Origin of the sequence: Kitasatospora sp. NPDC059462 (assembly GCF_042749955.1) — a bacterium.
In the GTDB taxonomy this organism is placed as follows: Bacteria; Actinomycetota; Actinomycetes; order Streptomycetales; family Streptomycetaceae; genus Kitasatospora.
Genome location: NZ_JBHYUU010000147.1, coordinates 1 through 21,002, shown reverse-complemented (window position 1 = coordinate 21,002; position 21,002 = coordinate 1). Strand labels below are relative to the sequence as shown.

Below are 21,002 nucleotides of genomic sequence, written 5' to 3'. Positions count from 1 at the left end.
CCGCCGCCTGGGTCACGGCGCTCACCCCTGCTTGCCCTTCATGCCGTCGACCAGGGTCTGGAGCTGGGTCATGCCCTCGTCGAAGCCGACCTTGCCCTCCCAGATCTTCATCAGCTGGTCGTTGATGGCCTTGGTCAGGCCGGGGACGGCGACCTCGTCCGGGTAGTTGGCGAAGCCCCGGTCGCGCACGTCGAGGAAGGTCCTGGCGTGCGGCGGGTAGTTGCCGTCGGTGACGAGGTTCTCGGCGCCGCGGACGGAGGGGACGGCGCTGCCGCCCTTGAGCCGCAGCTGCTGGCCCTCCTTGCTGACGAACTCGGTCAGGAAGGCGAAGGCCTCCTTCTGGTGCTTGCTGTCCTTGTTGATCGTCAGGTACGAGGCGGCGACGGCGCCCGGGATCGGCTGCCCGGACTCCGAGGGGAACGGCACGACGTCGTAGCCCTCGCGGTCGCCGCCCTTGTCGATGCCCTCGATCACCCAGCGGCCGCCGGCGTAGAAGCCGGCCTTGTGCTTGATGAACTGGGTGGCCGCGCCGTTGCCCTCGGGCAGCAGGTCGGCCGAGGCGAAGGTCTTGTCCCGGTAGCCGTCGGCGAGGGTCTTCAGCGCCTGGCGGGTCTTCGGGTCGGTGGTCGCGACGAACTTCCCGCCGTCCCACACCTTGCCGCCGAAGCCGTTGACCATGCTGTAGTTGGCGCCGTACCAGTTCCAGAAGATCGTCCCGATCCGGTCCGCCGCCTTGAGCTTGGCGTTCATCTCCCGGAACTTGGCCATGGTCCACTGCCCGGCCTCGTCGAGCGCGGCCGGGTCCTCGGTGATGCCGGCGGCGGCGAGCGCCTTCTTGTCGAACCAGAGGACCTCGGGGTTGGTGTCGTTGGGGACGCCGTAGGTGACGCCGTCCTTCTTGGCGCCGCCGTAGATGCCCTCGAAGAAGTCGGCCGGCTTGCTGTGGCTGTCCGGTCCGGCGAGCCGTTCGTCCAGCGGGGCGAGCACGCCGTCGGAGACGAGCTTGCCGATGTAGTCGTCGCCGACGTAGAGGACGTCGGGGGCGGTCCTGGAGGTGAGCTGGGTGAGCAGCTTGGGGTGGTAGTCCTCGTAGGAGGCGACCTGCTCCAGCTTGAGGGTGATGTCGGGGTGTTTCCTGGCGAACTCGTCGGTGAAGGCCTTGAAGACCGCCGTGTCCTCGGCCGAGCCCCAGGTCGACCAGCGGAGGGTGACCTTGCCGCCGTCGGCCGAGCCGCCGCCGGCGCCACCGGCGCCGTTGGTGCCGCTGCACGCGGTGACGGTGGCGGCCAGCGCGGTCGCGGCGGCGACCAGGGCTGTCCTTCTGGTGAGAGCGGACATCGGATGCCTCCTGGGCTTTCGTGAGGGTGGGGGGTGAGGGTGGGCGCGGGTGGACGGGGGGTGGGGGACGTGCGGGTACCGGGGTCAGGCGAGGCCGCCGCCGTCGACGACGAGGGCGGAGCCGGTCATGTAGCTACTGGCGTCGCCGGCCAGGAACAGCACGGCGGCGGCGATCTCCTCCGGCGAGCCGGCCCGGCCCATCGGCCGGTCGGCGGCGTCCTTCTCGAAGGCCGCCCACTCCTCCTGGAGCTGGCGCGCCTCGTCGCGGAGCATCGGCGTCATGGTGTCGCCCGGGTTGACCGAGTTGACCCGGATCCCGGCGGCGGCGTGGTCGATCGCCAGGGCGCGCGTCATGTTGACCACCGCCGCCTTGGAGGCGCAGTAGGAGAGCGCGTTGGCACCGCCCTTCAGCCCCCAGCCGGAGCCGGTGTTGATGATCGAGCCGCCCTCCGTCATCGCCGGGACGGCGAAGCGGCACATCAGGTAGACCGAGCGGACGTTGACCGCCATCACGCGGTCCCACTCGTCGGCGGAGATCTCCAGCGCGGTCCGGCGGCGGATGATGCCGGCGTTGTTGAACAGCACGTGCAGGGCGCCGTAGGTCTCCACGGCGATGGTCACGATCCGTTCGCAGTCGGTCTCGGAGGAGACGTCGGCGCACACCGCGACCGCCCGGCCGCCCGCCGCCTCGATCTCGCGGACGACCTCCCCGGCGTCCGCGAGGTCGGCGACGACCACGGCGGCGCCCTCGGCGGCGAACAGCCGGGCGGTGGCCCGGCCGATGCCGGAGGCACCGCCGGTGACGACGGCGACCTTGCCGCGCAGGGTGTGCTGGGAGGGGGTGGGGTGGTTCATGGGAGCTCCTCGCTCGCGGACTGGATGCGGTACAGCACGGATTCACGGTGTCCGGTGACCACCCGGACGTGGCCGGCGAGCGCGGCGTCGGCCAGCGGGTCGCCGCTGTCGACCAGCAGCGGCCGCCCGCCGAGCGCGGCGAGCTTCTGCTGGGTGGCGAGCACGACGATCCCGGCGAGCGCGTCCAGCACCCGGGGGCTGAACTGCTGGTTGCCGCGCCCGATCACGAAGCCCTGGCCGCCGATCACCGACAACACGCCATGCGTCACCTGTGACATGGCAAGGGTGAGCAGCCGCTGCTCCGTGACGTCACGGGCGAGCACGGCGCCGTCCCGCACGACGTCCACGCCCAGCGGCGTCAGCTCCAGGCCGAGCGCCCGCCCGACGGCGAGGGTGGTCGCGCCGGGCCCGAGCGCGTACGCGGTGCCCGGCCGCATGGCCGCCACCACCGCCCGGGCGATCGACTCCGCGGAGCCCGGCGGCGCCGCCGAGGAGCCGGTCTTGCGCCCGCTCAGCCGGGCCCGCCCGGCCGGCACCCGCAGCGTCCCGTACAGCCGGGCGCCGACGCCGCCCGCGCGGTGGGCCTCCTCGTCGAGGTCGACGACCTCCGCCTCCGCGGTCCGCCCGTCGAAGGCGGCGGCCGCCGCGCCCGCCGCGGCCGGGCTGACCGCGAAGCAGCCCGAGTAGACCTTCACCCCGGCCGGCACCCCGAGCACCGGCGGGCGCGGCCCGGCGTCCAGAACGTCGCGCGCCGTGCCGTCGCCGCCCGCGAACAGCAGCAGGTCCACCACGCCGAGCGCCGCCACCGCCGCCCGGGTGTCGGCCGGGCCGGTCGCCGCCCGGCCCCTTCCCGCCGGCCCCGGCCGGTGGGCGACCTCGAAGCGCACGCCCGCCGCGAGCGCGCTGTCCTCCCCCATCGGCCCCGCCACCGTACGGACCAGGGCGTCCGGGCGGCGGGCGTGCAGGGCGCGCAGCGCGGCGGCGGCGCGGGCCCGGGCCCGGGGGACGGCGCCCAGTTCCAGCGCCCTGGCCTGGACCTGGGGCCCGTCGCTGCCCTTGAGGGCGACGGCGCCGCCGAGGCCCGCGACCGGGTTCACGATCAGGCCGACGATCATCCCGGCCGCTTCGCGCCGTGCTTGCGCAGGTAGGCGCGCCAGCTGGGCGACCACTGGGCCGGGTCGTCCAGGGCGGCCGGGTCGGTCTTGTGCACGGTCTGCCGGTAGGGGGCGCCGCGGACGAACTCCGGGTCCTTGCGGGCCTCGTCGGCGACATGGGCGAGGATCGCCGCGTACTCGTCGAGGTCCTCGCGGGAGTAGGACTCGGTCGGCTCCAGGGTGAACGGCTCGGGCACCACGTACGGGTGGTGGCTGGTCCAGTAGTGGACCCCGAAGTCCGCCGCCCGGATGCCGATCTCCTCCGAGTGCACGCCGGTCTCCTCGGCGAGCTGCTGCCAGGAGTAGCGGACCTGCTCGACCCGGCGGCGCCCGGCCCACGGCACCGAGGCGCCGGGGATCCGGGCGACCTTGGCCAGCAGGTAGTTGTTGTTGAGCACGGCCGTCTCGGCGACCTCACGCAGACCCCGCGCGCCCAGCGCCATCACCCAGGCGTAGGCCCGCACCACGTTGGGCGTGACGCCGAGGAAGGGCCGGATCTTGCCGACCGAGCGCTCGGGGGCGGTGAGGGTGAAGGCGTCCCCCGCGCGGTCGACCACCGGCCCGGGCAGGAACGGCACCAGCGCCTCGGAGACGCCGCACGCCCCGGCCGCCGGACCGCCGCAGGCGTGCGGGGTGGAGAAGGTCTTGTGCAGGTTGAAGTGGCACAGGTCGAAGCCGGCGTCCCGGGCCCGGGTGATGCCGAGGATGCCGTTGGCGTTGGCCTGGTCGTAGCAGGCGAGGCCGCCCGCCGTGTGCACCAGGTCGACGAACTCGCGGATCCGGGGGTTGAAGATCCCGGTGTCCTCCGGGTTGGTGATCGTCAGGGCGGCGGTGCGCGGGCCGACGGCGGCGCGCAGCGCCTCGATGTCGGGGTTGCCCTCGGCGTCCGGCATCAGGGTGATCACCTCGTACCCGGCGACCTTGGCGCAGGCCGCGTTCGACGGGTGGGAGAACATCGTGGTGATCACCTGGTCGCGCTGCTCGCCCTCGCCGCGGGCGGCGTGGTAGGCGCGGATCATGGCGATGTTGGCGTAGATCGCGGCGGAGCCGGCGCCGGGCTGCAGCGAGACCCGGGCCATCCCGGAGATCTCCTTGAGGATCTGCTCCAGCCGCCAGTAGATCTCCAGCACGCCCTGCACGGTGGACTCGGGCTGCAGCGGGTGCAGGGCGGCCACCCGCGGGTCGCGGGCGAAGGAGTCGTTGACCTTGGGGCTGTACTTCATGGTGCAGGTGCCCTGGCCGACGTCGATGTTGAAGTCGGCGCCCAGGGTCTCCTGGGAGAGCCTCAGGTAGTGCCGGACCACCTGGTTCTGGGACAGCTCGGGCAGCGCGGGCGGGGTGCGGCGGGCGACGCCCTCGGGCAGCTCGACGGCCGGCGCGCCCGGGGCGGGCACGCCCACGCCGCGCCGGCCCGGGCGGGACAGCTCGAAGACGATCTCCTCGTCCCAGCGGGCCTGGTGGAAGCGGCGCAGGGCCGGCTTCGGCGCCACGGGCAGGGTGGCGAACGGTTCGGGGGCTTCGTGCGTGCTCACCGGGCTCCTCCGGGCGTGGAAAGGGCGTCCCCGAAGGCCGCCGCGAGGGTGTCGATGTCGGCGATGGAGTGCTGTTCGGTGACGCAGACCAGGACCTCCCGGGGTCCGAGCCGCACCCCGCCGAGGATGCCGCGCCCGCGCAGGGCGTCGAGCAGCGCGTCGGCGTCCGGCACCTCGACGGCGAACTCCCGGAAGTGCAGGGCGTCCTGGTGGCGCACCACGGCGCCGGCGGCGGCCAGCGCGCCCATCGCGTACCGGGTACGGGCGAGGATCGTCTCACCGACCTCCCGCATGCCCTGCGGGCCCATCAGCGCCAGGTAGACGCCGGCCGTGATGCCCCACAGGGCGGCCGCGGTGCCCACCCACTCCTTGCCCTCCTCGCGCAGCGCGAAGGAGGTGCGGTCGTAGAAGACGTCGCCGAAGCCGTACTCGCTGGGGACGGCGGTCGGGGCGATGCCGAACAGCCGGGACGGGAACTCGGCGACCAGCCGCTCGTCGTCGTGGCTCGCGATGAACCCGGCCTGCCCGCCGCCGTACTGGGGGTGCATGCCGAGCGACTGGATGTCCCCGCAGACCAGGTCGGCGCCGTAGGAGGCGGGCGGGGCGAGCACGCCGAGCGAGATCGGGTCGGTGCCGACCACCAGCAGCGCGCCCACGCCGTGCGCCAGGTCGGCGAGTTCACGGCCGCGGGTCTCGACGACCCCGTGCACGGTGGGCGTCTCCAGGTACAGGGCCGCGAAGGTCTCGTCGAGGCGGACCTCGCCCGTCTCGCCGGAGGCCGCGACCGGGGCGAGCAGCACCTCGACGTCCGGGGCGAGGTAGTCGCGGATCTTGGCCAGCTTGTCGGCGGCGAGCGCCCCGCTGACCATCACCCGGGAGCGGCCGGTGCGGCGGGCGGCCATCCGCAGCGCCGTGCCGGCCGCCTGGTAGCCGTCGTAGGTGGGGACGTTGACGACGTCCATCTCCAGCAGCTCGGCCATCATCGAGACGTACTCGAAGAGCGCCTGGAAGCGGCCGTGGTCCTCGTAGGGCTCGCCGGCGTAGGCGGTGAGGAACTCGCCGCGGCCGTTGACCTCGTCGCAGACCGCCGGGACGTAGTGCGGGTAGCAGCCGTGGCCGAGGAAGCTCAGCAGCGCGGCGGGGTCGGTGTTGCGCGCCAGCAGGCCGCGCAGGTGCCGGGTGAGGCCCTGCTCGTCGGCGAACGGCTCGGGCAGGTCGAGCGGGCGGTCCAGGCGCAGGTCGGCGGGGATGTCGCGGTAGAACTCCGCGACGTCGGGGGCGCCGATCTCGGCGAGCATCGCCGCCCGCGTCTCGGGCCCCGCGTTGGGGATGTAGGGGTGGGACACGCGCACTCCTCAGGGCGTGGTCGGTCGGGGCGTCATCGGTCGGGACGGCGCCGGTTCAGGGCGTGGTCGGTCGGGGGGTGGTCGGTCGGGGCGTGGTCGGTCGGGCTTCGAGGACGACGGCGTCGCCCGGGGCGACGGTCACCGGGCCGCCGGGCAGCGCGCGGCCGGTCAGCAGGTCGGTGAACGCGGTGTCCGCGGGCAGCTCGACGGCGGCGGGCTGCGTGCCGTGGTTGAGCAGGAAGAGGTGGCGCCCGCGACGGCAGGCCTCGACACCGGCCGGCAGGCCGGCCCCGGTGACGCCGGTGACACCGGCGGCGGCCAGCACGGCGTCCAGCAGCGGGGCCGGGTCCTCGGGCAGGCAGCTGACGTAGGTGGCGGCGGCGCGCCGGGTGACGGCCGGGCGGCCGTGCAGCGGGCCGCCCCGGTAGCGCGCCAGCACCTCGGTGTCCCCGGCGGTCTCCAGCCACTCGGTCCAGGTGCGGGCGAGCAGCCGGGTGCCGTCCGTGGTGACGACCTCCTGGACGGCGCCGTCCGGCAGCGGGCGCCACTCCTCGACGCGCACCCCGAGCAGGTCGCGCAGCGGGCCGGGCGCGCCGCCGGGGTGCACCTGGTCCGCGGCGTCGACCACGCCGCTGAACGGGCCGACCACCAGCTGCCCGGGGAAGGCGGCCAGCGCGGCGGCGTGCCCGGCGGTGCACAGGTAGAGGTTGGGGGCGATCACCAGCCGGTACCCGGAGAGGTCGCGCCCCGGCGGGGCCAGGTCGACGGCGACGCCCCGCTCGTGCAGCGGCGCGTACCAGGAGAGCAGCAGCTCGTGCAGCCGCAGCCGGTCGGAGGGCATCGACTCGGGCGCCTCCAGCCCCCACCAGCTGTCCCAGTCCAGCAGCAGCGCGACCTCGGCCCGGGTCCCGGTGCCGGCCACCGCGGCCAGCCGCCGGACGTCCGCGCCGAGCGCCAGCGTCTCGCGCCACTGGCGGGTGCCGGTGCCGCCGTGCGGCAGCATCGCCGAGTGGAACTTCTCCGGGCCGTACCGGGCCTGGCGCCACTGGAAGAACATCACGCCGTCCGAGCCGTGGGCGAGCGCCTGGAGGCTGTGCAGGCGCATCACGCCCGGGTCCTTGGGCACGTTGACCTGGCGCCAGCTGACCGCGCTCGGCGCGGACTCCAGCAGCAGCCAGGGCTGCTGCTTCAGCGAGCGCATCAGGTCGTAGCTGAGCGCGGCCTTCACCGCGGCGCGCGGGTCGGCCGGGTCCGGGTAGGCGTCGTCGGTGACGACGTCCTCGGCGGCGGCCCAGCTCCAGTAGTCGAGGTCGCGCAGCACGCTCATGAAGTTGGTGGTCACCGGGACGTCCGGGGTGACCTCCTTGAGGACGGCGCGCTCCGCCTCGAAGCAGGCGAGCAGCGCGTCGCTGGAGAAGCGCCGCCAGTCCAGCAGCTGCGCCGGGTTGACCGGGCCGGGCGCCTTGCGGGGCGGCTCGACCTGCGTCCAGTCGGTGTAGTGCTGGCCCCAGCAGGACGTCCCCCAGGCCGTGTTGAGGCCGTCCAGGGAGCGGTGGCGGCGCTGGAGCCAGCGGCGGAAGTCGCGGGCGGACTCCTCGCAGAAGCACTCGGCGGTGTGGTCGGCGTACTCGTTGCTCACGTGCCACATCACCAGCGCCGGGTGGTCGCGGTAGCGCTCGGCCATCGCGCGGGCGAGCCGGACGGTGGCGGCGCGGAACACCGGGGAGGAGGGGCAGTAGCCCTGGCGCGAGCCGAACTCCAGCCGGGTGCCGGCGGCGTCGACGGGCTGGACCTCCGGGTGGGCGCGGACCAGCCAGGGCGGCGGGGTCGCGGTGGCGGTGGCGAGGTCGACGGCGATGCCGTGGGCGTGCAGCAGGTCCAGCACGCGGTCGAGCCAGCCGAAGTCGTAGCTGCCGGGCCCCGGTTCGAGCCGCGACCAGGAGAAGACCGCGACCGTGACGAGGTTGACGCCGGCCTCGGCCATCAGCCGGACGTCCTCCTGCCACACCTCCTCGGGCCACTGCTCGGGGTTGTAGTCACCGCCGAACAGCAGACCCGGCACCCGTGTCAGGCCCATGCTGCGCCTCCCGCCTCCCCCGGGGTCGGAGCACCCCGGAAAACCCGTCTCCACGTCGTCCCGCATTTTGTATTCAAAATGCATAGTGCAGTACACTGGACCGGGTCAAGAGGTGTGCATCGATCCGGACGGCCCGTCCGGAGGTCAGGGGGACGTGATGGCGATCGAGCGCCGTCCGCTGCGCGAGCAGATCCGCGACGAGCTGATGGACCGGCTCACCCGCGGCGAGTTCGCGGCGGGGACCGATGTCAACGAGGCCGTACTGGCCGCCGAACTCGGTGTCAGCCGCACCCCGCTGCGCGAGGCGCTGATCGCGCTGGCGGGCGAGGGCGTGCTGGAGAGCAGCCAGGGCCGCGGCTTCCGGTTCGCGCCGGTCAGCCGCAAGGAGTTCCGCGAACTGGTCGCGATCGTCGCGGCCCTGGAGTCCCTGGCGCTGGAGTCCTCCGACCCGGAGCACCTGCGGGCCATCGCCCCCCGGCTGCTGGACCTCGCCCAGGGGTTTCCCGACCAGGTGGCGGCGCACTCCACGGTCGACCGGCGGGACGACGAATGGCACGGGCTGCTGCTCAGCGGCTGCTCCAACGAGCGCCTGCTGGACCTGCTCACCCGGGTCAAGGCCGGGATGCGGCGCTACGAGAACCTGGTCGTCGCCGAGGACGAGCCGGTGGCCCGCGAGTCTGCGGAACACTGCGAGATCGCCCGCCGGCTGCTGGCGGACGACCTGCCGGGCGCCATCACGGCGCTGCGCGCCAACTGGATCGGCGGCATGGAGCGGATGCTCGCGCACCTCCCGGAGGACTGAGGCGCGCGGGCGGGCGGGCCGCGCCCCGGACGACGGCGGGCCCGCCGCCCGGGGTGCGGGCGACGGGCCCGGGGTGCCGGGGCGTCAGGATGCCGGATGTCAGGACGCCGGGGCGTCAGGGCTTGGGGACGCGCAGGCGCGCCCAGGACGAGGCGCCGGGCCAGCCGTCCGCGTCGGCGCCCGTGTGGCCGAGCTTGCGCTGCCAGCGGGCGTAGCTCTGGCGGTCGGCCTCGCCCCACTGCGGGCCCGGTCCCTGCTGGTAGGCGCCGCAGCCCTCCTCCACCAGGCGGCGGCCCATCGCGGTGATCAGCGGGCTGCGCGGGGCGGAGCGGAACCAGTCCGCCCCCGGGAACGGCGCCGGGCCGCCGGCCGTGCCGGTGCCGCCGCCCGGGCCGGAACCCGCGCCCGGGTCCAGCGCGCCCGAGGTGACCAGCTGGTAGAGCGAACCGCCCGGGCACTCGGTGGCGTAGCCGTCCCGGTGACCGCGGATCTCCCGGCCGGCGCCGTTGGCCCGCAGGTAGGCGATGGCGTCCCGCAGGCCCGTGACCTGCTCGGCGGTCGGGCTGGTGAGGCCGGTGTCGCCGACGAGGGCGAGCACGGCGAAGTGGTTGCGGTTGAGCGTGGTGGTGCCGTTGGCCGCGTTCTGCGCGTTCCGGCCACGGCCCTCGAAGACGTAGCCGTGCTCGCAGACCGCGAGGTTGTACGCGAAGTCCGACCAGCCGTTGCCGTCCATGTGGCTGTTCTGGACCTTGCGCAGGTACCCCGCGCAGGTGCCGTGCTCGTCGGCGCTGTACGGGCCGCCCAGGTAGTGGACCTTGACGCCCTGGTTGGCCGGCACCGCCGGGTGGCCGTTGCGGGCCGCCCGGGCGCCCCACTCGGCGCGACTGACGAACTTCATGGCCGTTCCCCCTCGTCGTTCCGTGCTGCGCGGGCCGTCCCCCGGCCCGCGTCCGTGCTGCTCCGAGCCTGGCGGCCGGCCCGTGCAGCCCGCGTGCAACGGGCGTGCAGCGGGCGTGCAGCGGGCCGGCCGTCAGCGCCCGGCGCCGTGCACCCGGGCCGTGTAGTCCGTCCGCAGCTTCTCGATCCGGCGCAGGACGGCGGCCATCGCGGTGTCCTCCAGTGCCCGCATCTCGTTCACCTGCTTCGGGGTGTAGCCGTAGCGGGCCGCGTCGTCGTAGCCGATGTCGTGCCAGCTGCGGTTGTTCTTGCTGCGGTTGGCGGGGCCGTCCATCCGGCGCAGGTTGTCCTCGTGGTCGCCGAGGCCCTTGAGGTGCTCGTACAGCTCCGCCCGGACCCCGGGCGAGGCCGCCAGGTAGAGCCGCAGCACCGGGACGAGCTCGTCCAGCTTGGTGATCCGGTCGAGGGCCACCAGGTGGTCGGTGTCCAGCGTCGGCAGCTCCGTCTTCTCCGCGACCGCCCGGGCCACCCTGGCCTGCCAGGCCGTGCGGCCTGTCACCTCGTCGAAGTCGATCCGGCTCCGGTCGCGGTAGTTCGGCCCCTTGATGCGCATCACCTCGATCAGCGGCCGGCTCTTCTCGCGCACCTCCTCCGCGCCGGCCTCGCGCAGGGTGCGGAGGTTGGACTCCTCTCCCCCGCCGGCCCGGACGGCGCCACCGGCCTCCTCGGCCTCGTACCGCAGCTCCCAGGAGTCCAGCAGCCAGCCCAGGTACTCCCGTTCCGGCGCCGGACGTCCGCCGCTCTGCGCCAGCAGGGCTTCGAGTTCGGCGATGCGCCGCTCGTGCGGGAGCGCGCTGACCCGGCCGAACCACCGGTCCAGCGCGGCGGGGCGGGGCGGGCGCGCCCCGGCCCGGGCGGCCAGCCGCCGGCCGGCCGCGTCGGCGGCGGCCGTCTGCTCCGAGGTCGCGACCGCCGAGAGGGCCAGCGCCCGGTCCGTGCGCTGCACCTTCTCCGCCGCCCGGGTCTGGCCGGCCGGGTCCAGGCGGACCGGCTCCTCGCCGCGCTTGCGCCGGCGCCGGTCCTCGGCGGCGATCACGCCGCCCTGCTCGGTGCTCCGCTCGGCCAGCACCTGCCGGTGCTCGGCGAGTTGCTCCTTCAGGTCGGCGATCCTCGCCCGGTCCGGACGGCGGCGGCCGCGTTCGGCGGCGATCATCGACGTCAGCTTCTCGATCTCCCGCGCGGCGTCCCAGGCCCTGGTGCCGGGCACCGGGACGAACGCGCCGGTGACCAGGGCGCCGGCCTGCTCGGCGAGGGTCCGCAGGCCCCCGCGCAGGCCCCGGGAGGCCTGGACCTCGCGGATCGCGGCCCGGTGGTGCGCGGCGTCCTCGGGGGTGGCGTCCGGCCCGGCGGCGATCCACATCCGGGCCCGGCCCCGCCGGTCGTAGGCGTGCCGGACCTGGACGGTCCGCCCGCCGTCCTCCAGCACCTCGACGGTGTCACGCAGTTCGGCGGGAAGCGCCGCGACGAAGCGCGGGTCGACGGTGGCGTGCCGCAGCACGACCGGGTCGCCCCCGGCGGCGGCGCTCCCGTCCTCCGCCGCGCCCTCGGCCGGCGCGCCCAGCTTCAGCAGGGCGCCGGAGGCGGCCGCCTCGACCAGCACGCCGAGGACCTCCCGGCGCTCGCCGCTCGCCACGGCCGCGTCCAGGCGGCGGGCCAGGTCCAGGTGGGTGACCACCAGTTGGACGTTCCCGAGGGCGCCGTCCACCCGGGCGACGAAGTCCAGCGCCCCGGCCCCCTTGGTGATCCGCAGCACCTTCGCGCCCCGGCCGACGGCCCCGGTGAGGTTGCCGCCGAGGTCCAGGGCGTCCAGCAGGGTCTGCTCGTCCGCCCGGAGGTCCCCCGACACGGCCCGGTCGCGCAGTCGTACGACGGCCGCCGCGGCCCCGCCGGCCTGCGACAGCGCGATCAGCGGGGCACCGGCGTACGGGGCGCCGGCGATCGACAGGACGGCGCCGCCGACGAACAGGAACGTCGAGGCACCGGCCAGGAAGGACGCGAGCGGGATGTCTCCGGAGCAGCGCAGCGCGACGGCGCGCGCCGGGAAGTCCCGCCCCGCCAGCGTGAAGCCGTCGGTCTCGGCGAGGACGACGCCCTTGGGGTAGGGCACCCGGGCGAGGTCGGCGAGCACCCGGTCCAGCGCCTCCTGCGGGGTGTCGCCGCCGCCTTCGTAGTACCGGCGGCGCCCGGAGGGCGAGTGGTCCCAGATCCGCAGGCGCACCCCGCCGGCCGGGGCGTCGGGGGCGGTGGTGACGTACAGCCGGAGCGGGACGCCGGTCGGCTCGCCCTCGCCCGCCACCCAGGCGGCGCGCAGCGGCACCGCCTCGCCGCGGGCGAGGGCGAGGTCGACGAAGGCGAGGTCCTCGGTCAGCTGCCCCCGCGCCGCGCGCGGGCCCTGCGGAGCGGATCCCGGGCGGCTGCCGGGCTCGACGGCGACCCGCTGCTCCAGCACCGCGTGGCGCACGCCCCCGCTCCAGGTCAGCTCGCAGCCGATCTCGTAGCGCCCGGGCCGGTCGGCCCAGCGGACCAGCCAGAAGTCGTTGAAGGGCCGGCCGGGGGCGAGCCGTCCGGTGGGGATGTCGGGCCGGAGCAGACCCGGGGAGACGGCCGCCGCGCCCCGGCCCAGCTCGCCGCGGTGCTCGCCGGGCGCCGGCGGGTCGAGGGCGCGGACCTGCCAGCGCAGCCGCACCTCCGCCGCGGGGAGGTCGGGCCAGAGCAGCTGGTAGCGGACCTCGCTGCCCGGGGTCACCGGGCCCTCCGGTTCGGCGACCAGGTACGGGGCGGCGCCGACGCCGCCCCCGGGTGCGCCCAGCCGCTGCATCCGCTCGTCGAAGGCGCTGCGCAGTCCGGCGCGCAGCGCGGCGAGGCCGGTGGGTGCGGCGGCCCCGGAGCGGAGCAGGACGCGGGCGAGGTCCTCGGGGGCGAGCACCAGCAGGGACGTCCAGATCTCCTGCCAGAACTCGCCGTCGCGGAAGAGCCGGCAGGAGACGATGTGCAGGCCCGCGGCGTCGGCGGGAAGGTCCCAGCGGTGGGGTTCGGCGTTCTCCGCCCCGGTCAGGCGGCCGGAGGGGCCGGTCCGGACGGCGTCCACCAGGCCGCCGGCGAGCGCCCGGTAGGCGGGGTCGGGGCGCAGCCGCCATTCGACCCGGACGGGGTAGACGTCCTCGGGCAGGCGCAGCCCGATCCGTACGGTGCTGCCGCGCGGGACCGGCCCGCCGGCGTCGGAGCCCTCGACGACGAGTCCGGCGCCGCCGCTCTGGTCGAGTTCGCCGGCCCGGCGGCGGGCCGCGGCCGACTGCACCCGGGCGCCGAGGGGTTCGGGCAGCAGTCCGGGTTCGACGCGCAGGCGCAGGCCGGCCGGCAGCGGCCGGTCGGCGACGTTGGGCAGGCCGTGGGCGAGGTCGTGCTCGGCGGCCCAGAGGTCGCGGTTGTACCAGTAGACGAGCAGCCGCCAGTCGTCCGGGCGCCCGTAGAGGCGGCGGGCCGCCTCGCGGACGGTCATCGTCTCGGTGAGCCAGACGGCGGGGCGGCCCTCCTCGGCGATGTCGTAGGAGGAGCGCGGGCGCAGGCTGAAGCCGGGTGGCACGGCGCCGCGGCGGGCGGGCCGGGCGGCGGGCCCCGCGGGCAGCGCCGGGGCGGCCGTCAACTCCGCGATCAGTTCGGCGACTTCGCGCTCGACGCGAGCGCGGGAGCCGGCCGGGAGGTCGGCGGCTCCGGGCCCGGACCAGCGGAAACCGGGCGCGGTCACCGCCCCGACCGGCGCGGTGGCGCCGGCCCGGGCCAGGGCCCGGGTGAGCGCGGCCCGCAGCCGGGGGCGGTAGGAGCCCTCGGCCGCGGCGGTCGCGTCGAGGCGCAGCCGGATCGGTACGGTGACCTGGGGGATCATGCGGGGCGTCGCTCCGTCCACAGGCGGCCGGGGTCGGCCGCGGTGAGGGTGTTTCCGTACCCGTCGGCCGCGGCGTCGCCGCTCAGCAGGACCGGCCGGCCGTCGCAGCGCAGCCGGGTGGCGGCGGCGTCGAGGCCGACGGAGCTGTCGAGCGCGCCGCTGCCGGAGGTGAAGTGGAAGGCGCCGCTCGCGCCGAGCAGCAGCGGCCTGCCGTCGACCCGCAGTCTGGAGGCGCCGCGCGGGGTGACCGTGACGGCGGCCCAGACGCCGTTGGCGGGCCTGGTGCCGGGTGCGGCGGTGACGGAGCGCGCCCCGGGGGTGGCGGTCATGCCGGCTCCCCGGCGGGTGCGCTCGCCAGGGCCTCGTGCCGGCGGTCGAACTCGGCCTTGTCGACCTCGGTCACCAGCGGCTCGATGTCGGCGCGCACGGCCTTGACCTCCCAGTGGAAGGCGTGCGAGGCCGGGGAGCCGTCGACCGTGCGGACGGTGAAGCGGCCGTCGCGCACCCGGGAGGCGGCGAGGGCGCACAGCGGCTCGTCGTCGTCCTCGAAGACCGGGGTGAGCTGCACCGTCCGGCCCTCGGCCAGGGTCAGCGCCTCGAAGTACTCGGGGAGTTCGACCACGGCGCGGCCGTCCGCGAGCCGCCCCTCACCGCGCTGGTAGACGCCGTTCTCGGGCCCCTCCAGCGCGGTGTGCAGCAGGTACTTCCGCTCGGGGTCGAGCGGGTGGTCGACGAGGAACTTCTTCTCCTTGGCGTAGACGATCCCGGTGCTGCGGATGTCGCCGTTGTTGTACATCCGGATCGCGGCGCTGCCGAAGTCGCCGATCGTGCCGCCGAGGTAGAGGCCGCCCCCGAAGTTGGCGTCCCAGGAGGTGACCCGGCCGGGTGCCGGCTCGTAGTCGCCGACCGACAGCCCGCCCTGGACGTGCAGCAGGCCGCTGCTGCCGAAGTACTGGTTGCTGATGACCGTCTTGCCGGGCCCGGCGAGGTGCAGGTTGCCGCTGCCGACCAGGGTCTTGTCCCGGCCCAGGTGGACGTCACCGCCGGCCCGGACGTCGTTGACGCCGAGGTTGCGGGCGTAGACGTCGGCGTAGGGCCTGCTGTCGGCGGCGTAGTCCAGCGACGGCCAGTCGGCGCTGCGGTCGACGAACTCGAAGCCGCGCCCCGCCCGGAAGGAGAACTGGGCGTGCTGGACGCCGTGTCCGTGGAAGCCGAGTGCGCCGAGCACCTCGCCGGCCACGGCGGGCTGGCCGTCCAGCTTGCCGGTGTGCAGCATGCCGCCGCCGATCCGCAGCCGGGTCCTGGCCGACTGGAAGAAGTCGATCAGGTCGTCGGGGTCGTTGCCGGTGCCGATCACCAGCTGGGTGTTCTCGCCGCTGTACGGGAAGTACCGGATGTAGGCCTCGTCGCCGTTGCCGCCGCCCGGGTCGCGGGGGAACATGATGCCGTTCGCGGCGGTGTTGCCCACCGAGGGGACGATCGCCCCGGTGGCCCGGACGTCCTTGGCGGCGAGGTTGGCGCCGGTGAGGTCGCCCTCCGCCGTCAGGTTGCCCTTCACGGTGTACTGGCCCGGGATCACCAGACCGGCCGCGACCCGGCCCGCGGTGGTGAACGTGCCCTTGCCGGCGGCCCGGCGGAAGGTGCCGAGCACCACGTGGTCGGCGGTGGCGGCGCCGACCAGTTCGACCTTCGGCTCCTCGGTCCACCGGGTCTCGCCGGGCACCCCGGTCTCGTCGCTCGGGTCGGTGGCCCGTTCGGTGTAGCGGACGGTGACCAGCAGGGTCAGGTCACCGGCCCCCGGGGCGGGGACCACGGTCGCGGCCGGCAGCACGACCAGCCGGCCCAGCCGGTCGACCGCGTAGCCGGCGGCGGCCGTGACGCCGGTGTCGGTGCTGGTCACGGTGAGGCCGGAGACCACGCCGGGGCTGTAGAACAGCGCGGTGAGCAGCTCGCGGCGGGAGCGGTGGTAGCGCTGCTCGGTGTCGAAGTCGTCGGCGCGCAGGAACTGGTAGTCGAAGTAGCGGGGCCGCTGCATCGGCGGTACGGGCTGGGTCACGGCTTCTCCCCCTTGCGAGGCTTGAGGTAGGTGTCGACGCGGACGGTGGCACGGACGCCCACCTGGAGGCCCGCGGTGACGGGCTTGAACACCCGGTCGGCGAGGCGGCCGCGGCCGGGGCGGTAGTCCCGGTAGAGCCGGGACTGTTCGGGGCTGAGCGGGGTCGGGTCGGGGCCGTCGCCCAGCACCACCCGGCCGCGCCGGATCGGCGAGGTGTCGACGGCGATGCCCGCCGGGTGGACCCGGTCGAGCAGGTTCATCAGCGCCTCGTACTCGCGGTGGCCGAGGGTGCCGCCGGGCAGGTCGAGGCTGAACTCGTAGGGGTCGGTGCGCCGTCGGCGGGCGTAGCCGAGGGCGACCACCACGCCGACGCCGCCATCGGCGGCGCGCACCGTGGTGCCGGGGCCGGTGGTGGCGGACAGCGTCAGCGAGCCGCGCAGCGGCACGGTCTGCCAGCGGAAGCCCACCGCCCGGCGGCGGTTGAGGTTGGTGCCGACCTGCGGCAGCGGGACGGCGCCGAGCACCAGGGCGAGCGTGCGGGCGCCGGTTCCGCCGGCCGGGGCCAGCACCACGGGCAGGGCGGAGACCAGCCACTGGTCGCGCAGCAGACCGACCAGCCGGCGCAGCCTGGCGACCGCCTCGGCCCGGCCCGCGAGCAGCTCGGTACCGAGCTGCCCGGGCAGGGTGATCACGGTGTAGAGGTCGGCGGAGAGCGACGGCAGTTGATCGACGGCCGGGAGCGGGTTGGCGACCGCGGGCAGGCCGGCGGCGCGGAACGCGGCGACCGCCGGGTCGGCCGCGCCCAGCTGCTGGGCCTCGGCGCGCAGCCGCTGCACGGCCGCCGCCCGGTCGCCGAGGACGGTCGTCCCCGCGCCGTCGGCCGCCCAGGCGCGCAACGCGGCGGCCAGGCCGTCGCCGAGCACGGCGTGGGTGCGCTCGTCCTGCCGGGCGGCGTAGCGGGCGCGCAGCAGGTCGGCGTCGAGGTCCACGGCCAGGCCGTGCATCGGCAGGTGGGAGACGAGCAGGCGGTCCTCGGCGAGCCGGTGCACGGTGGCCAGGCCGCAGGGGGCCAGCAGCCAGCGGCCGTCCGGGTCGTCCGCCGGGTCGGCGGGCGGGCGCAGTTCGGCGATCAGCGCGCGGGTCTCCGGGTCGGCGGACGGGTCCGGGGCCGCTCCGGGGGTGCGGACGCGGGCCGCGAGCGCGGCGAGTTCGGCGGCGGTGACCGGGGTCAGGTCGGCGCCGACGCCGAGTTCGTAGCGGCTGCCGCCGGCCGGGTCCTGGACCCGCAGCACGGTACCGGGGGCGGTCACGCCGAGGGCCCTGCGGCAGGCCGCCAGCCGGACCAGCGCGGCGGCCAGGCCGCGGGCCAGCGCGGGCCGCAGGGCGGCGCGGTCGGCGAAGGTCCAGCCGGTGCGCAGGGCGGCGCGCAGCTGCTCGTCGCGGGCCCGGCGGTCGGCGGACTGCGGCCGCGCGGCGTGCACGGCGTCGCCGTCCGGGCCGGGCTGGACCAGGTGGACGGCACGGACCTGGTCGAGCACCGCGAGCCGGTCGGCCTCGCCGCCGGGCGCGACCACCCGGAAGGCCATGGCCAGGCCGTTGGCGCTGTCCTCGACGGCGAACGGCGCGGCGACGGCGAACCGGGCCAGTGCGCCGCCGTCCGGCGCCGCGCCGTTGAGCAGGCCGGCCAGGCCCTGCGGCGAGGGGACGGCCCACGGGCGCAGCACGGCGAGGCGGGCGCGGTACTCCTCGTCGCTCTCGCGGGCCGGTGCGACGTCCACGCCGTCCGGGCGCACGGTGAGGCGTTCGGCGAAGCGGGGCGCGTCCAGGTCGGCGCCGATTGCGTCGAGCGCGCCGGAGGACGCTCCGGCCAGGGTGCGGGAGGCCGCGATCCGGCGGGCGGTGCGGCGGATCTCGGTCTTGGGCGCGCCCAGTACGTACAGCAGCCGGGCGGTGGTGCCGGACAGGTGACGCACCCGCAGCAGCGCGGCGGCCTCGGCGGCGTTCAGCGGGTGGGCGGTGCCGTCGCCGTCGAGCCAGGCGGCGGCCAGCTCGAACGGGGTACCGGCCCGGCGGTCCGCGCCGAGCGGCAGCGGGTGCAGCGCGTCGGCCTCGGTGAACGGGGGCACGAGCAGCGGCGGTTGGACGGCGCCCGCGACGGTGGCGGTGAGCCGCAGGCCCCGCTCGGCGAGGTCGCGGGTCGGTCCGGCCAGCACCAGGGGGCGGGCGGGTGCGGAGCCGGTCGCGGTCGCCGGGGTGCCTGGGGTTCCCGGGGTGCCCGGCAGCCGGCCGGTGAGGCGGCCGTCCGCCACGGTGAGCGGGACGGGTTCGTCCCGCACGGCGGCGCGCAGCGGGGCGGGCAGGTGGTCCGCCATCGCCCGGTGGGCGGCGGCGGGGGTCTCGACCGGCGTGCCGGCCGGTGGGGAGGCGGTCACTGGGTGAGCCCCTTCGGGTCCTCGACGAGCACGGCGATCTCGTCGGCCGCCAGCCTCAGGTTGGGGCCGGCGGGGGCGGCGGCCGGTGCCGCGGCGGCGAGGGCGGGCGGGTACTTCGTCAGCCTGAGGTCGACGACGTCGGCGATCCCGGGCTCGGCCATCACCGCGGCGAGCACGGCCGCGTGCCGGACCTCCTCGCCGAGGCCGAGCCCGTCGACGTACTCCGCGACCCGGGTCAGCAGCCGGGCCTTCAGCTGGTCGGGCGGGGTGGTGGAGCCGCGCAGTACCAGCCGGGCGGAGAGCACCACCCCGACCTCCACGGCGGGCTGGATGCGCGGCACCACGCCGAGCGGGCGCAGGTCGTCGATCGCCCGGCGCACGGCGTCGTGCAGGCCCCCGCCGCCGGGGCCGCCCCAGATCGCACCCGGGGTCGGCGCCACCAGCACGTTCAGGCCGAACGGGCTCGCCGCGGTGGCCTCGTCGCCGAAGAGCCGGTCGATGAAGTTGCCGTCGAGCGTGCCGAAGATCGACTGGTGGATGTCCAGGCCGCCGTAGACGTCGCTGACCTGCACCTGGCGCACGCCGGGCACCATGGCGGCGGCCAGCCGGATCGCCTCGGCGTTCCACAGCGAGCGCGGCGCGCGCAGCAGCAGCCGGCGGTAGCGGGCGTCGGGCCAGGAGCGTTCGCCGCCGGTGAGCCGGGCGGCGGCGCCGTCGATCTCGATCTCGGCGCCCGCCCTGCCCGGTCCGGCGAGGAACTCGGTGCGCCAGGGGTCCTGCGGGTTCCAGGCGGTGATCCGCTGCTCGGGCCGGGCCGGGTCGAGGTTGCCCTCGGGGCCGGGGCGGAAGGCGACCACCGGGACGGTGACCTGCCGCTGCTGGACGGAGAGCTCCACCCGGGCGTCGGTGGCGACGTCGTCGCCGCGCGGGGTCAGCAGGCGCACGCCGCGCGGCACCACGACCGGCAGCGACGGCGTGCCGCGCAGGGTCAGCCTCAGCTCGCCGGACGCCTCCAGGTAGGGCCGGGGCAGGCCGAGTTCGGCGCCGAGCGCGGTGAGCGCCGCGCCGTGGGCGGTGGTGACGAAGGCGTCGTCGTAGGAGGCGGCGAGGGCCGACCAGGTGCGGGTGTCCTCCAGCGCGGTGACCTCCAGCAGCCGGCGGATCACCGAGCCGGGGCCGAGGTCGAGGTCGGCTCCGAACACCTCGCGGGCGAGCTCGAAGCGCTCGGTCACCAGGCGGGCGTACGGCTTGGGCACGAAGCCGCGGTCGGTCACCCCGTAGAGGTCCTCGCCGGGCTGGGGCTGCGGGGCCGGTCCGGGCTGGGCGGACGGGGAGAACGGGGAGGAGGGGGCGGACGGGGACTGGTCAGGCACGCTGCACTCCGGTGGTGAGGGTCACCGGCAGCACCGCGCCGGTGTCGGTTTCCAGGACCGCGCCGACCACCAGGGCCCGGTCGGCGCCGGACGGGTCGTCGACCCGGACGTCGAGCACGCGCCGCACCCGGGGGTCGCGCCGCAGGACGGCGAGGACGGCGACCCGGATCCGCTCGCGGACCAGTTCGGGGGTGCGCTCCTCGGCGAGCACCCGCAGGCCGTCGAAGCCGAAGCCGCGGTCCAGCGGGTCGGTGCCGAGCGCGGTGGTCAGCGCCAGGCGCACCGACTGGAGGAGGGCGTCCGGGCCGGTGACGGCGGCGAGGTCGCCGTCGCGCAGCTGCAGGTCGGCGGCGAGCGGGTCGGTGACGGGCGGGTCGGTGACGGGCGGGTCGGTGACGGTCGGACCGCCGGCGGTCGGGTCGGTGGTGGGCGTCGGCTCGGTGGACGGCCCGACGGCGAGGTTCCAGGCGGCGGTCATCCGGTCACGTCCATGTGCCCGGTGACGGCGACCTTGACGTTCTCCGCCTTCATCGCGATGGTCTCCTGTGCCTCGAATCGCAGGTTCTTGCCGGTGAGCGTGATGGTGCCGTCGGCCGCGATCACCACGGACGCCCCGCCGTCGGCGTGCTCGATGGTGACGGCGTGTTCGGTGCCGGCCCGCTCGGGGCGCACACCGGCGCCGTGCAGCGCCTTGCGCCCCACCCGGACGGTGAGTTCGCCGACCTCGATGACGCGGTTGCCGTCGGCGTCGGTGAGGTCGTTGCTGGCGCGGTCGCCGGGGTCGGCGCCGGGCCGGTCGTCGGCGACCGCGCCCCGCTGGGCGGCCGGGACGGCGGCGGGCAGGTGCAGCCACCAGTCGCCGGCCCGGGCGGCCGGGCCTTCGCCGTCCCGCCACAGCGCGCCCACGTCCACGGCGTCGTCGGCCCGGCCCCGCCGGGGCACCAGCAGCACCCGGGTTCCCGGGTAGCGCGGCAGCACCAGCCCGTACCGGCCCCAGGCGAACGGGGTGGCGTAGCCGACCCCGGGCAGCCGGTCCGGCTCGTCCCGCGCGGTGTCCAGCCGCCGGTGCTGCATCGGCCCGCCGTCGCCGGGCGCGAGCCCGCGCCAGACGGTGGCGGTGGGACCGTCCGCGCCGCGCACCTCGGCGACCTCCGGCACGGCGGCGCGGGCCGCGGCGGCGCGGCCGAGGCCGGCGAC

15 protein-coding genes are annotated in these 21,002 nt (G+C 76.0%); 1 reads left to right on the top strand and 14 read right to left on the bottom strand.

Going from position 1 to position 21,002, the window contains the following annotated elements; genetic code table 11:
• Positions 1–21: 21 nt before the first annotated feature.
• The 6 genes from ACFXAM_RS29040 to ACFXAM_RS29015 form a co-directional block, all read right to left on the bottom strand.
• The gene (locus ACFXAM_RS29040; RefSeq protein WP_380295644.1) at positions 22–1,338 is read right to left on the bottom strand and encodes an ABC transporter substrate-binding protein; all 1,317 of its coding nucleotides are present in this window, start codon (positions 1,336–1,338) and stop codon (positions 22–24) included.
• Between the two features lie 84 nt (positions 1,339–1,422).
• On the bottom strand, positions 1,423–2,193 hold the full coding sequence (locus tag ACFXAM_RS29035) for an SDR family NAD(P)-dependent oxidoreductase (protein WP_380295642.1): 771 nt from the start codon (positions 2,191–2,193) through the stop codon (positions 1,423–1,425).
• A complete protein-coding gene (locus ACFXAM_RS29030) occupies positions 2,190–3,308 on the bottom strand; it encodes an ATP-NAD kinase family protein (protein ID WP_380295640.1) in 1,119 nt (372 codons plus the stop codon). The genes ACFXAM_RS29035 and ACFXAM_RS29030 overlap by 4 nt, the downstream gene beginning before the upstream one ends.
• The gene (gene gcvPB / locus ACFXAM_RS29025) at positions 3,305–4,879 is read right to left on the bottom strand and encodes an aminomethyl-transferring glycine dehydrogenase subunit GcvPB (RefSeq protein ID WP_380295638.1); all 1,575 of its coding nucleotides are present in this window, start codon (positions 4,877–4,879) and stop codon (positions 3,305–3,307) included. The genes ACFXAM_RS29030 and gcvPB overlap by 4 nt, the downstream gene beginning before the upstream one ends.
• Positions 4,876–6,225 (bottom strand): aminomethyl-transferring glycine dehydrogenase subunit GcvPA, encoded by a 1,350-nt coding sequence (gcvPA, locus tag ACFXAM_RS29020; RefSeq protein ID WP_380295636.1) that lies wholly within the window; start codon positions 6,223–6,225, stop codon positions 4,876–4,878. Before gcvPA ends, gcvPB begins: the two co-directional genes overlap by 4 nt.
• Positions 6,226–6,280: 55 nt before the next feature.
• Complete coding sequence (locus ACFXAM_RS29015) at positions 6,281–8,302, bottom strand: beta-galactosidase (RefSeq protein ID WP_380295634.1); 2,022 nt, start codon at positions 8,300–8,302, stop codon at positions 6,281–6,283.
• Positions 8,303–8,459: 157 nt separating this feature from the next.
• On the opposite strand from ACFXAM_RS29015, the gene ACFXAM_RS29010 reads away from it, so the two are divergent.
• On the top strand, positions 8,460–9,104 hold the full coding sequence (locus tag ACFXAM_RS29010; RefSeq protein ID WP_380295632.1) for a GntR family transcriptional regulator: 645 nt from the start codon (positions 8,460–8,462) through the stop codon (positions 9,102–9,104).
• Between the two features lie 115 nt (positions 9,105–9,219).
• Here ACFXAM_RS29010 and ACFXAM_RS29005 read toward each other — a convergent pair whose 3' ends face one another.
• The 8 genes from ACFXAM_RS29005 to ACFXAM_RS28970 all read right to left on the bottom strand — a co-directional run.
• Positions 9,220–10,002, bottom strand: a complete 783-nt coding sequence (locus ACFXAM_RS29005) for a peptidoglycan-binding protein (RefSeq protein ID WP_380295630.1) — start codon at positions 10,000–10,002, stop codon at positions 9,220–9,222.
• Between the two features lie 132 nt (positions 10,003–10,134).
• Complete coding sequence (locus ACFXAM_RS29000) at positions 10,135–13,944, bottom strand: hypothetical protein (protein WP_380295628.1); 3,810 nt, start codon at positions 13,942–13,944, stop codon at positions 10,135–10,137.
• Positions 13,941–14,273 carry a hypothetical protein gene (locus ACFXAM_RS28995; RefSeq protein ID WP_380295627.1) on the bottom strand — a complete coding sequence of 111 codons (333 nt, stop codon included), beginning with the start codon at positions 14,271–14,273 and terminating at the stop codon, positions 13,941–13,943. Before ACFXAM_RS28995 ends, ACFXAM_RS29000 begins: the two co-directional genes overlap by 4 nt.
• Positions 14,270–16,000 (bottom strand): hypothetical protein, encoded by a 1,731-nt coding sequence (locus ACFXAM_RS28990; RefSeq protein ID WP_380295625.1) that lies wholly within the window; start codon positions 15,998–16,000, stop codon positions 14,270–14,272. The genes ACFXAM_RS28995 and ACFXAM_RS28990 overlap by 4 nt, the downstream gene beginning before the upstream one ends.
• A complete protein-coding gene (locus ACFXAM_RS28985; RefSeq protein ID WP_380295623.1) occupies positions 15,997–18,432 on the bottom strand; it encodes a hypothetical protein in 2,436 nt (811 codons plus the stop codon). Before ACFXAM_RS28985 ends, ACFXAM_RS28990 begins: the two co-directional genes overlap by 4 nt.
• Positions 18,429–19,805 (bottom strand): hypothetical protein, encoded by a 1,377-nt coding sequence (locus ACFXAM_RS28980; RefSeq protein ID WP_380295621.1) that lies wholly within the window; start codon positions 19,803–19,805, stop codon positions 18,429–18,431. The genes ACFXAM_RS28985 and ACFXAM_RS28980 overlap by 4 nt, the downstream gene beginning before the upstream one ends.
• Positions 19,798–20,283 carry a hypothetical protein gene (locus ACFXAM_RS28975; protein ID WP_380295620.1) on the bottom strand — a complete coding sequence of 162 codons (486 nt, stop codon included), beginning with the start codon at positions 20,281–20,283 and terminating at the stop codon, positions 19,798–19,800. The genes ACFXAM_RS28980 and ACFXAM_RS28975 overlap by 8 nt, the downstream gene beginning before the upstream one ends.
• Positions 20,280–21,002, bottom strand: a 723-nt coding sequence (locus ACFXAM_RS28970) for a hypothetical protein (protein WP_380295619.1), incomplete at its 5' end; no start/stop codon positions are given. The genes ACFXAM_RS28975 and ACFXAM_RS28970, both read right to left, overlap by 4 nt.

What these genes read in the sequence shown, in the direction of transcription:
- ACFXAM_RS29010 (WP_380295632.1), top strand. Translation starts at nt 8,460, where the DNA reads ATGGCGATCGAGCGCCGTCCGCTGCGCGAGCAGATCCGCGACGAGCTG.
- ACFXAM_RS29040 (WP_380295644.1), bottom strand. Translation starts at nt 1,338, where the DNA reads ATGTCCGCTCTCACCAGAAGGACAGCCCTGGTCGCCGCCGCGACCGCG.
- ACFXAM_RS29035 (WP_380295642.1), bottom strand. Translation starts at nt 2,193, where the DNA reads ATGAACCACCCCACCCCCTCCCAGCACACCCTGCGCGGCAAGGTCGCC.
- ACFXAM_RS29005 (WP_380295630.1), bottom strand. Translation starts at nt 10,002, where the DNA reads ATGAAGTTCGTCAGTCGCGCCGAGTGGGGCGCCCGGGCGGCCCGCAAC.
- ACFXAM_RS29000 (WP_380295628.1), bottom strand. Translation starts at nt 13,944, where the DNA reads ATGATCCCCCAGGTCACCGTACCGATCCGGCTGCGCCTCGACGCGACC.
- ACFXAM_RS28975 (WP_380295620.1), bottom strand. Translation starts at nt 20,283, where the DNA reads ATGACCGCCGCCTGGAACCTCGCCGTCGGGCCGTCCACCGAGCCGACG.
- ACFXAM_RS28995 (WP_380295627.1), bottom strand. Translation starts at nt 14,273, where the DNA reads ATGACCGCCACCCCCGGGGCGCGCTCCGTCACCGCCGCACCCGGCACC.
- ACFXAM_RS29030 (WP_380295640.1), bottom strand. Translation starts at nt 3,308, where the DNA reads ATGATCGTCGGCCTGATCGTGAACCCGGTCGCGGGCCTCGGCGGCGCC.
- ACFXAM_RS29015 (WP_380295634.1), bottom strand. Translation starts at nt 8,302, where the DNA reads ATGGGCCTGACACGGGTGCCGGGTCTGCTGTTCGGCGGTGACTACAAC.